This window comes from Sporosarcina sp. FSL K6-1522, assembly GCF_038622445.1.
GTDB lineage: Bacteria > Bacillota > Bacilli > Bacillales_A > Planococcaceae > Sporosarcina.
Window position 1 is genome coordinate 3,854,198 of record NZ_CP152019.1, and the last position, 12,283, is coordinate 3,866,480.

Sequence of the window (12,283 nt, forward strand, 5' to 3'; positions counted from 1 at the left end):
TCGACCTCTCTATAGTGAATTCCTATTCAAAGAAAGAATTCCGATTGTTAAATGAATATCGAGAAGATAATCATTGCGACAAATAAAATTGTCATATAGTTCAATGAGTAGACGAACATGGATGTCGCCCACTTCAAGTCCTCTTTCACTTTGAAACCTTTTACCGCCAAATATAACCAGCCAAGATTTAAAGCGGTTGCGAGCAATAAGAAACCAATTCCTAGCTCTGGAAGTAAGAATGGTAATGGGAATAATAACAGCACCCATACGAGCATTGATTTCTTCGTTCTTGCAAAACCTTTTACAACAGGTAGCATCGGTATATTTGCTGCACGATATTCCTCTGTTCGACGCATTGCAAGCGCATAAAAATGCGGCGGCTGCCAGATGAACATAATTAGGAATAACGCCCAAGCACCTGCACCTAACGCAGGTTCTACCGCAGCCCATCCAATCAAAGGTGGGATGGCTCCTGAAAGGCTTCCAACGACTGTATTACTAACATGCTTACGCTTCGACCACATCGAATAGAGTACAACATAACTCAAGATACCCGCAAGTCCCCAAAAACCAGCTGCTGGTGATGCAGAAAATAATAATACTTCACCTACAACGATAAAAGTGAGTGCAAGCGCCAATACAGCAGGAGCTTTAAAGCGCCCAGTAACTGTCGGCCTGGCCTTTGTTCTCGACATAATTGGATCAATATCCCGATCAATTAAATTGTTCAATGCCGCAGAACCAGCAATGATCAATGCCGTTCCTACGAGGGTAAATAGCAAAAGATCTATATTATGTAGAAAATGCTTACCCGTAAATTGAAACGCAAGAAACAGACCCGTGAACGTAGTGATCAAATTCGAATTGACGATGCCTATTTTAATAAGCGCAAGAAAGTCCTTAAATGCGGATGTTGGTACAACCTCCGATTCAGCGGATGTTAAAATAGTTCGACCGTTTGACAAGTTATCCCTCCTTTCATAGTTGGAATGAAGTCGATTATATTTAACTATATCGAAATTCGGGCAGTATTTCTATACATAATAAAAATTTCCTCCAAATTCCGTGGAACTCCGACATATTTGTTCCCATACTCTATCTATAGTAAATCATTTCACTAGGGCATTTGTGAAGTTAAAGGGTCTTATTTATGAACAATTTGTGAAAAAGAGGATTGTCTAGCGATATTCATCCCTTTGTCGTTGTTTTTTCATCCTTTTTTCGCTATCATCAAAAAGGCAAGGACCTTTTATCTTTATTTAATTGATACAACGGTCATCACAATAGAAGAAGGTGTCTTTTTTTTGCGATATCATAAATATTTGAAATGGTTTGCTGTCGCTTCCACGATTGGGATGTTGCTCATTTTACTCGGTGGAGCACTCGTTACCAAAACAGATAGCGGTATGGGCTGTGGTAGACATTGGCCAGGATGTAACGGACAACTTATTCCTGATGAAATTACAGCCGAAGTACTTATCGAATTTTCACATCGGCTTGTCACTGGATCAGTCGGTATATTTATTGTCATCTTAGCCGTTTGGTCTTGGAAGGCTATAGGACATATCCGGGAAACAAAATTCTTAGCTATCATGGCTGTGTTTTTCCTGATTTTACAAGCGCTCATTGGTGCTGCCCAAGTATTATGGGGACAGGGTGACTTCATACTCGCCTTACACTTTGGGATTTCGCTTATTTCCTTTGCATCCGTCTTCCTCTTAACACTTCTAATCTTTGAAGTAGACCAAAAGTTTGATGCGGATAAGCTTCGCATAGGAAAACGTTTAAAATGGCATACGATTGGCGTTTCCATCTACTCTTACTTTGTCGTTTACACAGGTGCACTCGTCCGTCATACAGGTTCCGGAATGATTTGTACTGATTGGCCACTCTGTGATAACAGCGCTTTCGCATTACCGAGCAACATGTATGAGTGGGTACAAATGGGACATCGTGCCGCCGCTGCATTGATTGTCATCTGGCTAGGCGTTATTGCATTGCACGCCATTAAACACTATAAAGACCAGCGTGCTATTTACTGGGGCTGGATTATCGCATTCATACTTGTAGCGTCGCAAGCAACGACAGGTATGATTGTCGTACTCACGAAGTTAAACCTGTATGTCGCATTACTACACTCACTATTCATTACATTACTATTTGGACTGCTAACGTATATGATTTTACTCGTATCACGTAGCAGGTCGACCAAATAAGCAGAAACATAGTCTAGACGAGAAACGAGCTGTCCAAACGGACGGCTCGTTTCCTTTTATCCATAACCACGAATAAAAGCACCCAAACTGCTCTGGGTGCCTTTATTACTTCTCTTAGTGTTCTAGTTCAACGAGTAAATCTCCTGTTGCAATCGATTCTCCGGCAGATACATAAATATCTTTTACAACACCGTCAAACGGTGCTTGGATAGTCGTTTCCATCTTCATCGCTTCCGTGATAAGCAAGTGCTCGCCTCGCTTCACTTTTGCCCCTTTAGATACCGCAACTTTTAGAACCGTTCCCGGCATCGTTGCAGCAATATGTGCTTCGTTTGCAGGATCCGCTTTTTGCTTACGGACTGTATCCGATTCAACATTAATATCTTCAATCACAACTTCACGCGGCTGACCATTCATTTCAAAATAAATGACACGTGTCGCATCCGATTGTGGCTCACCAATTGATACCAGTTTAATAATTAATGTTTTACCTTTTTCAATTTCTACCTCAATCTCCTCGCCAAGTCGCATTCCGTATAGGAATTCAGGCGTTGGAATAACCGATACATCTCCAAATAACTTATTCGTCGCAGAGTACTCTTCAAACACTTTTGGATATAGCGTATAAGACAGCACTTCTTGGCTTGTAGCCGATCGACCTAACTTGTCAGACAGCTCGACTTGTAGCTTGTCAAAATCAACAGCTTCTAGCAACTCGCCTGGGCGAACTGTAATCGCTTCTCGCTCTTTTAGAATGACCTGTTGAAGCTCTTTCGGGAATCCGCCATATGGCTGACCGATATACCCTTCGAAAAACTCAATAACAGATTCCGGGAAGTCCGTCGTCTTACCACGTGTCAGCACAGATTCCTCGTCAAAGTTATTTTGCACCATGAACAACGCCATATCACCAACAACTTTAGACGAAGGTGTTACTTTCACAACATCTCCGAATAACAGGTTGACGCGGGAATACATTTCCTTCACTTCTTCCCAACGCTCGCCAAGTCCTACTGCTTTAGCCTGTTGCTGTAGATTTGAATATTGTCCACCTGGCATTTCATGCACGTAAATCTCTGAATGTGGGCTCATCATGCCACTTTCAAAGTGCTGGTAATACTTCCGCACATCTTCCCAATAATACGATAGATCCTCAAGCGCCTTCACATCTGCACGTACTTTGCGTTTACCGCCTTGTAGCGCGTAGTGTAGCGAGCTTGCAGATGGTTGGGATGTTAGACCAGCCATTGCTCCTAAAGCCGTGTCTACGATGTCTACACCCGCTTCAATCGCCTTCGCATACATAAAGATCCCATTACCGCTTGTATCATGCGAATGCAAGTGAATTGGAATATCCACTGTTGCTTTCAATTCAGAGATCAGTCGGTAAGCAGCTTCTGGTTTCAATAGGCCAGCCATATCTTTAATCGCTAAAATATGTGCACCTGCTGATTCAAGCTCTTTCGCCATCTCTTTGTAATAATTCACCGTATATTTCGCACGCGAATCATCGAGGATATCACCTGTATAGCAAAGCGCCGCTTCCGCTACTTTTCCTGCGTCACGTGTCGCGTCAATTGCTACTTCCATTCCTTTGATCCAGTTCAAGCTGTCAAAGATTCGGAAGACATCAACGCCAGACTCTGCCGATTTTTTCACAAATTCACGGATAACGTTATCCGGGTAATTCGTATAACCGACTGCATTCGCACCACGGAACAACATTTGGAACAGCACGTTTGGAATCTGCTCACGAAGTTTCATCAAACGATCCCATGGGTTTTCTTTCAAGAAGCGATAAGCAACGTCAAATGTCGCACCGCCCCATAGTTCAAACGAGAATAGATCAGGCATCAGTCTTGCTGATTCAGACGCAATCGATGTGATGTCAGATGTACGTACACGAGTCGCCAATAAAGATTGGTGCGCGTCCCTGAACGTCGTATCTGTCAATAACACATCATCTTGTTCTTTAATCCATTTGACGAGCCCTTCTGCACCGCGCTCATCCAAAATTTGCTTTGTCCCAGCAGCTGGTGGTGCTAGTAAATCGATCGCAGGCTTTCTTACTGGGTGGAAGACAGGTTTCGACTGTTTCTCAATTCCAGGGAATCCATTTACCGTAATATTACCGATGTAATTCAATAATTTCGTTCCCCGGTCTTGACGTGTCGGGAAGACAAACAACTCAGGCGTCGTATCAATAAAACTCGTATTATAGTTTCCTGTTAAGAAGTTATCGTGTTTGACAACGTTTTCAAGAAACGGAATATTCGTTTTAATACCGCGAATTCGGAACTCTTGCAAGTTTCGGTCCATTTTAGCTGCAGCTTCGCGGAACGTCATACCCCATGTAGAAACTTTAACAAGCAAAGAATCATAGTACGGCGTAATAACAGCACCTTGGAAACCATTTCCAGCATCTAAACGAACACCGAAACCACCGCCCGAACGGTACACAGCCAGCTTCCCTGTATCCGGCATGAAATCATTCAACGGATCTTCAGTCGTTACACGTGACTGAATCGCATAACCAAATAACGGAATCTGCTCTTGGGCAGGAATCGCTGCTTCACCTTCATGCAAGCTATTGCCATCAGCAATATGAATTTGCGCATGCACGATGTCAATCCCTGTCACCATCTCTGTAATTGTATGCTCTACTTGAATACGTGGGTTTACTTCGATGAAATAGAAGCGTCCGTCAGCTACTAAAAATTCCATAGTACCCGCATTGATATACCCTACATTTTGAGCCAATTTTACTGCCGCATCACAAATTTGTTCACGCATTCCATCTTCAAGCGAAATAGACGGTGCAATTTCTACGACCTTTTGATGACGACGTTGAATCGAACAATCGCGTTCATACAGATGAATCACATTGCCGTATGTATCGCCAAGTATTTGCACTTCAATATGTTTTGGCTGATAAACGTATTTCTCAACATATACTTCGTCAGAACCGAATGCCGATTTCGCCTCAGATTTCGCACGCTCATAAGCTTCTGTAACTTCTTCTGCAGTATTGACAATACGCATTCCGCGTCCGCCACCACCAAGTGAAGCCTTGATAATAATCGGATAACCATTCGTCTCTCCAAATTCTGCAACTTCTTCAACCGAAGATACCGGACCGTCAGTTCCTGGAATAACAGGAATACCCGCTTTGATCGCTTGCTCTCTCGCCTTGACTTTATCTCCAAACATATCGAGGTGGCTCGATTTCGGGCCTATGAAAATAATCCCTTCTTCTTCAAGTCGTCGTGCAAAGTCGACATTCTCAGCAAGGAATCCATATCCAGGGTGGACAGCATTTGCACCGGAGTCTTTAGCAATTGCAATAATCCCTTCGATATCCAAGTAGGCATCGATTGGTTTTTTCCCTTCCCCAACGAGGTAAGACTCGTCCGCCTTATAGCGATGGAATGATCCGCTATCTTCTGTTGAGTAAATTCCAACTGTTGGAATATTTAATTCCGTACAAGCGCGGAAAATACGAATTGCAATTTCACCACGGTTAGCAACTAAAATTTTAGTAATTTTCTCCACCACTAGGCACTTCCTTTTCTTTTAAATTCTATTTGTTTTTTTCATATTTTACGAACATTGACACGTTCATCAATATTCCTAAAGACAAAGATAACAGAATAATAGAAGTTCCGCCATAGCTAATAAACGGCAACGGTACTCCTGTAAGCGGTATCAATCCCGTCAGACCGCCCAAATTCACAAAAGTTTGAATACCTATAATACTCCCAATTCCAGCTGCAAGCATCCGTGCATGCGGATCTTTCGCCCTAAGCGCAATTGTGAATGCGCGTAAAACGATAAAGCCAAGACCCCCAACGACAATGATTGTCCCGAATACGCCTAACTCTTCTGAAATGACTGCCATAATTACGTCTGTTTGAGGTTCAGGTAAATACCCCATCTTTTGAATGGAGTTACCAAGTCCAAGACCGAATAGTCCGCCCGTCCCAATCGCAATATAGCCGTTAGCAATCTGATAACCTGAGCCTTGCGCATAATCAAATGGATTCAAAAAGGACAGAATACGTCCTTGCCTACCGTCTGTCATGATTGTATCCCACCCAAAATAAAGGACAACAGCAACGAGCGCAAGACAGGCAAAAATATAGCCACATAATTTTAAGAAGGTACCTCTCTTAATACCACTTGCCGCTAAGACTGACAATGCGCCAACAACAATAATAAACGAAGTACCAATATCTGTCTCCATCATAATCGAGCCAACCGCGATGGCAAGGATTGCAACAGGTGGTCCAATCGACTGGTTAATATTGTCAAGCGTGCCCGCCTCATATTTTTTCGCAAAAACACCCGCAAAATACACAACCATCACCAGCTTGGCTACTTCAGACGGCTGAATATTACCGATAGGAAGCCGAATCCAACTTTGCGCACCTACATGTTCACCTGTTCCAATAAAATGGACAAGCACTAGCAACGTAAGCATGCTAAGGACAGCAACAATCATTATTTTTTTGCGTTTATAGTTTTTATATGGGAAAAAAGCTGCTAAAAAAAATGCAGGAATGGCAATCTTTAAATTTAATAGTTGCTTGTCAAAAAAATAATTCGCAGGATAATCATATCTGCCTACAGCGGCAACCATACTTGAACTATAGATCATCACAAGCCCAAACAAACTGAGCAGTAAGTAGACGAAAAAAAGCGGGAAATCAAAATAACGTAAAAATCGTTTCGTATAAACCTTCATAATATTACCTCTTTTTTAAATAAAAAACTCAAACTTTGGACGAGTTTGAGTCTTCGGCTTATTTTTTTGTATATAATTCGTGCAGGACAGTCATTTCCTTCTCGAGTAGAGACAGGATTTCATTGCCCTTCTGACGATCGATTAAGTCTAGTTTTACCGCGAAATCAATTTCACGGGATAACCCATACATTTGCGTATCCAATACTTCCTCATAGAGTGGACACTGCGGCATCGTCAAATGATCCATCTGCACTTTAATGAGCTGCGCAATCTTATTGGCATCTGCCTGTAATTGCTGTAATGCTTTTTCTTTATATGTCTCTTGCAATTCTATATCCATGAGGACTCCCCCATCAACCTTTTATTTCTCAACGGTGATTATGAATAAATTGTATCTTTTGAATCGAGAAATTGCAAGCGTTTCCCTCTAATTATACTTAGCCGGAAAATCAAATGCTTTTCCCCCAAGCACCAAAGCGTTATACTAATATGTAAAGTTTATTTTATCTCGATTCAGCAGGAGACTCCCTCCCATATAGATTGGGAGATGAATGCCTGTTTTGTTTTTTCTTTTAGTAGGTGTTCAAACACCCGCTGAATCAAGATAAAGCCTCCGGCGGATGTCACAGATTTTTTAGGGGTGCTTTTTTCAAAAGCGAAAAATGCCGCTTAGCCCTGACAGGCGTTGGAGGGCTTGCCGCAAAAGGCATGATTTCCGCCTTTTCGGAAAGACCGAAACGCCCCGAGGGGCTGGCATTCGAAGTCTAGACGAAAGCTCGCTCGAAAAAATTTGGACGCAATTACGCCAAGGCATAATTGATAGGGGGATATACATTTGGAAGCAATCATTCCGATTACTGGAAACGTACAATACGCAATTACATTAGATCCAGGCGTGTGGATTTTTGACGACCGCCGCATCGATTTAAAAACATTCTTCACCGAGGAACACATCGAAAAGGACGACCTCGAAGAATATAAAAAAGAAATGGGCAAGCATTGGTCACGCGAAATCATGGAGGGGGCCACTTTCCCGCCGACATTGAAAACCGAAAAGACCTATGAGCGCACAAAAGTATTAACAGGGACTTTCGGAATTGCATTGCATCATTTCTTAAACACTGCACAACCTGGGACAGATGCACGAACGCTATCATTCGAAACATTAGGTGGAGAAGTTCATACCTTCCCACTTGCACAAGCTGAGGATTTCATTTTCAAATTTAGTGACGAAGGAAAACCGCTTCTTGAGGACGGCCCTGCTCATCTCCTCTTCAAAGACGGTTCGAATATCGACAACCCGATTCGTAATATCATTGGGATCAAAGTCGTCTAAAGGAGTAGATCGAATGCGTGTCAAATGTGTCATCTGTGACGAAATTGGACAACTTCCAGACGATGCCCCTTTAGCCAAAAAGCTAAGGAATCGTCAAATTTGTACGTATATGTGCGAACAATGTAACGAACGCATCGCAGATAAAACGATTGCTCGCATCGCAACAGGCAACTTTGTTTTTCACCGGAGCTCTCATCCCGTTGAAGAGGATTTTTAAATCTAAGACATAAGACGTAAAAAAGTGCAAGCGCCCGTTCGGGGGCTGGAGCCTAGACGCGAAATCTCTATATGCTTACTTATCTACAGTACGGGAATTTTATAGTTTCTTATAAATAAAAAAGAAGACTCAATCGCATCAAGCGATTGAGTCTTCTTTATGTTCATTCATTCTGCGAACTCGGTAGATGATTAAGATTAGAGCCGCAACAATGAGCCCTTCCACAATCGGAAGGAATAGTGCTAAAAACGTCAACACTAAGCAACCGATGAACAAAAATGCATAAATGATTATATTTTTTAAAAGAGGTAGTTGCCTAGCAAATCCAAGTTTAAAAACAATTGCCGACATGATGAAGACTAGGGCTAAAAGTACGTAACCGGCCACCTTGTCAGAAGGCATCGTTTCGTAAACCATTCTCGCAATGCCTGACATTCGATCCATCACGCGTGCCGTTTCCTCAACACTAGCAGTCATTCAATACATTCCTTTCTATAATGGATTTCGACAAAATCCGCCGAATATACCAAGTACTTACTTCGCTTTCTTTTGAGCACGTTCACGCTCATTCTTATCAAGAATCTTCTTACGAAGTCGAATCGATTCTGGTGTTACTTCACAGTACTCATCGTCATCCAAATACTGTAACGCTTCTTCAAGCGACATGATACGCGGTTTTTTCGTAGTAACCGTTTGATCTTTCGTCGCTGAACGAACATTCGTCGCTTGTTTTGCTTTTGTTAAATTGATTGTCAAGTCATTTTCACGCGTGTTTTCTCCAACAATCATACCAGCATAAATACCCGTTCCAGCTTCAACGAACATCACACCACGGTCTTCTAACTGCATAATGCTGTATGGCGTAGCCGTTCCGTTCTCCATCGAGACAAGAACGCCATTTCTACGACCGCCCACTTTACCAGCCGACATCGGCTTATACGAATCGAATGTATGGTTCAAAATCCCATAACCTCTTGTCAACGTAAGGAATTCTGTTGAATAACCGATCAAGCCACGAGCTGGGACATTGAATGTCAGACGGACTTGTCCATTACCATTGTTAACCATATCAATCATTTCGCCTTTACGCTCACCCATCGATTCGATCACTGATCCTGTATGCTCTTCTGGAATATCGATTTGTACACGCTCAACAGGCTCACAACGAACACCGTCGATTTCTCTCACGATAACAGATGGCTTTGAAACTTGTAGTTCGAATCCTTCACGACGCATGTTTTCGATCAGAATCGACAAGTGAAGCTCTCCACGTCCTGAAACTGTCCACGCATCTGGTGAATCAGTTGGATCTACGCGAAGGGATACGTCTGTTTGCAATTGTGACTCAAGACGTTCTTCAATTTTTCTAGCTGTTACCCATTTACCTTCTTTACCTGCAAACGGGCTATTGTTCACAAGGAATGTCATTTGAAGCGTTGGCTCGTCAATGAACAATTCTGGAAGTGCTTCTGGATGATCAACCGGGCAAATCGTTTCACCTACGTCGATATTTTCCATACCTGATACGGCAATCAAGTCGCCCGCTTTCGCTTCTTGAATCTCCACACGTTTCAAGCCAAGGAATCCAGACATTTTTGTTACACGGAAGTTCTTCACAGAACCGTCACGTTTCAAAACAGAAACTTGTTGGCCGACCTTCATCGTACCGCGGAAAACACGTCCAATACCAATACGTCCAACATAATCACTGTAGTCAAGTAACGATACTTGGAATTGTAGCGGCTCTTCACTGTTATCAATCGGTGCCGGAATATGCTCGATGATCGCGTCATATAGCACACGTAGCGTATCTTCTTGTGACGCTGGATCTGGAGATAAGCTCGCTGTTCCGTTAAAGCCCGATGCATAGACAACTGGGAAATCCAATTGTTCGTCGTTTGCATCCAATTCGATAAATAATTCAAGCACTTCATCGACAACTTCTTCAGGACGTGCGAATTCGCGGTCGATTTTATTCACAACAACGATCGGTTTAATGTTTTCTTCAAGTGCCTTTTTCAATACAAAACGTGTTTGTGGCATACAGCCTTCGTATGAATCGACAACAAGAATAACACCGTCAACCATTTTCAAAATCCGTTCTACCTCACCGCCAAAGTCGGCGTGACCCGGTGTATCGAGAATGTTGATTTTTGTATCTTTGTATTCAATTGCTGTATTCTTGGCAAGGATTGTAATTCCACGTTCGCGTTCAATTTCGTTCGAGTCCATGGCACGGTCATCTACTTGTTCGTTTGAACGGAAAATGCCCGATTGTTTCAAAAGTTGATCGACAAGCGTCGTTTTTCCATGGTCGACGTGTGCGATAATTGCTATGTTACGTAAATCATTGCGCTCTTTAGTCATGATTTCACTCCATTAGTCTTTTTTCAGATGATTAACTGTGTTATTATAGCACATGAAACGCTAATACAAAAATATTTTTAATTTTATTTAGCAGTGGGTAGAACCTCTGCTAAATAAAATTAAAGCTTCCGGCGGATGTCACAGAATTTGAAAGGAGTTAATGAGGGCAGTCTAGGTTCGCGACTGCATGACCTACTTCCTGTAGGCCACAAGCTTAATTCAAATTCTGGACATAAATACGCCGAGGCGTATTTAATTAGATGGAGGGATTTTTTTGAAAGATATTAAATGGATTTTTGTTTTGTACTCCATACTTGCGGTCCTTTCTATGTGCGGAATCGGCGTCGCGGTCGCTATGCGTAGTATCCCCTTAGCTCTCCTTGCTATGCTTGCACTCGTCCTTGTTATGGGCAACGGCTTTAAAACAAAAAAGAAAATGCGCGAGCAAGGCGCCTTATAATTCCACCAACAGCATCACTAAAAGGGACTTTCGTCTAATCCGAGACATCGGATTTGTCGAATTGTCCCTTTCGTCATTTCAACCGAACATGATGTGCCAATAAATCGGCATGAAGCCCCGGCCTTGCCACCATAAATGTATCCTGCTCAAGAAGGTTAGGTTTCTCGCCCTTCATATTTGTCGCAATTGCACCAACTTCCTGTGCAATAATGATTCCACCTGCAATATCCCATGGCGATAGCCTTGTTGACATGTACGCGTCTATTCTTCCAGAGGATACATAAGCAAGTTCAATTGCGGCTGATCCATAAGACCTCGTTCCTCTACATTGGTGAACAAGCTCGATAATCGGTTCATGATGAATATAGCGATTAGGTGCCACCCAACAAGCATTTATGCCAACGACTGCATCCCGAATCGGAATCGCCCCCAACTGCGGCAAGCGCTCATCGTTACAATAAGCTCCCTCGCCTTTCGTTGCAGCATATAAATCGTCTCGCATCACATCATATATGTATCCAAGCATCCCAACACCTTCTACAAATATCCCGAGTGAAATAGCAAAATTTCTTTTTTGATGAATAAAATTCATCGTCCCATCAATCGGATCTACAATCCAAACCACTCCGTCTAACGACTGGATTGTATCACCGAATCCTTCTTCTCCTAACACCCGATGATTCGGAAAATCCTGTTTAATTCGGCTGATAAAAAACTGCTCCACTTCGCGATCAATATTTGTCACAAGATCATTAGCACCCGATTTTGTATCAATATCAATGCGGCCCGAAAATGAAGCTCGAATGTGATGCCCCGCTTCTTTTATCAATGATTTTGCGTAACGATTAATAGCTTCCAAATTCATGGTCCCACCCCTAACACTGTTTCTTATTTCATTATAACATATCAGAAATAACTGAAAAAGGCATCCATTACACAATCT

General features: G+C 42.4%; 11 protein-coding genes. 4 read left to right on the forward strand and 7 right to left on the reverse strand.

Features of this window, described 5'->3' with window-relative positions; all coding sequences use genetic code 11:
• Positions 1-47: 47 nt before the first annotated feature.
• The gene (gene cyoE / locus MKY34_RS19245) at positions 48-947 is read right to left on the reverse strand and encodes a heme o synthase (protein WP_342515307.1); all 900 of its coding nucleotides are present in this window, start codon (positions 945-947) and stop codon (positions 48-50) included.
• A 357-nt stretch (positions 948-1,304) separates the two neighbouring features.
• On the opposite strand from cyoE, the gene MKY34_RS19250 reads away from it, so the two are divergent.
• Positions 1,305-2,216: a heme A synthase gene (locus tag MKY34_RS19250; protein WP_342512724.1), complete on the forward strand. Its 912-nt coding sequence runs from the start codon at positions 1,305-1,307 to the stop codon at positions 2,214-2,216.
• A gap of 114 nt (positions 2,217-2,330) precedes the next feature.
• Here the strand turns inward: MKY34_RS19250 and pyc are convergent, their stop codons facing one another.
• Genes pyc through MKY34_RS19265 form a run of 3 tightly spaced genes read right to left on the reverse strand, consistent with a single transcriptional unit; the run spans position 2,331 to position 7,300 of the window.
• Positions 2,331-5,768 carry a pyruvate carboxylase gene (pyc, locus tag MKY34_RS19255; protein ID WP_342512725.1) on the reverse strand — a complete coding sequence of 1,146 codons (3,438 nt, stop codon included), beginning with the start codon at positions 5,766-5,768 and terminating at the stop codon, positions 2,331-2,333.
• Positions 5,769-5,796: 28 nt separating this feature from the next.
• Positions 5,797-6,960: an FtsW/RodA/SpoVE family cell cycle protein gene (locus MKY34_RS19260; RefSeq protein WP_342512726.1), complete on the reverse strand. Its 1,164-nt coding sequence runs from the start codon at positions 6,958-6,960 to the stop codon at positions 5,797-5,799.
• Positions 6,961-7,018: 58 nt separating this feature from the next.
• Positions 7,019-7,300 carry a YlaN family protein gene (locus MKY34_RS19265; protein ID WP_342512727.1) on the reverse strand — a complete coding sequence of 94 codons (282 nt, stop codon included), beginning with the start codon at positions 7,298-7,300 and terminating at the stop codon, positions 7,019-7,021.
• A gap of 495 nt (positions 7,301-7,795) precedes the next feature.
• Here MKY34_RS19265 and MKY34_RS19270 point away from each other — a divergent pair, with 495 nt between their 5' ends.
• A complete protein-coding gene (locus MKY34_RS19270) occupies positions 7,796-8,296 on the forward strand; it encodes a peptidyl-prolyl cis-trans isomerase (RefSeq protein ID WP_342512728.1) in 501 nt (166 codons plus the stop codon).
• 13 nt (positions 8,297-8,309) lie between these two features.
• Complete coding sequence (locus tag MKY34_RS19275) at positions 8,310-8,513, forward strand: YlaI family protein (RefSeq protein ID WP_342512729.1); 204 nt, start codon at positions 8,310-8,312, stop codon at positions 8,511-8,513.
• 138 nt (positions 8,514-8,651) lie between these two features.
• Here MKY34_RS19275 and MKY34_RS19280 read toward each other — a convergent pair whose 3' ends face one another.
• Both MKY34_RS19280 and typA read right to left on the reverse strand, forming a co-directional pair.
• Positions 8,652-8,990: a YlaH-like family protein gene (locus MKY34_RS19280; RefSeq protein WP_342512730.1), complete on the reverse strand. Its 339-nt coding sequence runs from the start codon at positions 8,988-8,990 to the stop codon at positions 8,652-8,654.
• Between the two features lie 57 nt (positions 8,991-9,047).
• Positions 9,048-10,880, reverse strand: a complete 1,833-nt coding sequence (typA, locus tag MKY34_RS19285; RefSeq protein ID WP_342512731.1) for a translational GTPase TypA — start codon at positions 10,878-10,880, stop codon at positions 9,048-9,050.
• A 274-nt stretch (positions 10,881-11,154) separates the two neighbouring features.
• Here typA and MKY34_RS19290 point away from each other — a divergent pair, with 274 nt between their 5' ends.
• Entirely contained in the window at positions 11,155-11,340 is a 186-nt protein-coding gene (locus MKY34_RS19290; RefSeq protein WP_342512732.1) for a YlaF family protein, read from the forward strand.
• A 73-nt stretch (positions 11,341-11,413) separates the two neighbouring features.
• On the opposite strand, the gene MKY34_RS19295 is transcribed toward MKY34_RS19290, so the two are convergent.
• Entirely contained in the window at positions 11,414-12,205 is a 792-nt protein-coding gene (locus MKY34_RS19295; protein ID WP_342512733.1) for an inositol monophosphatase family protein, read from the reverse strand.
• Positions 12,206-12,283 lie beyond the last annotated feature (78 nt).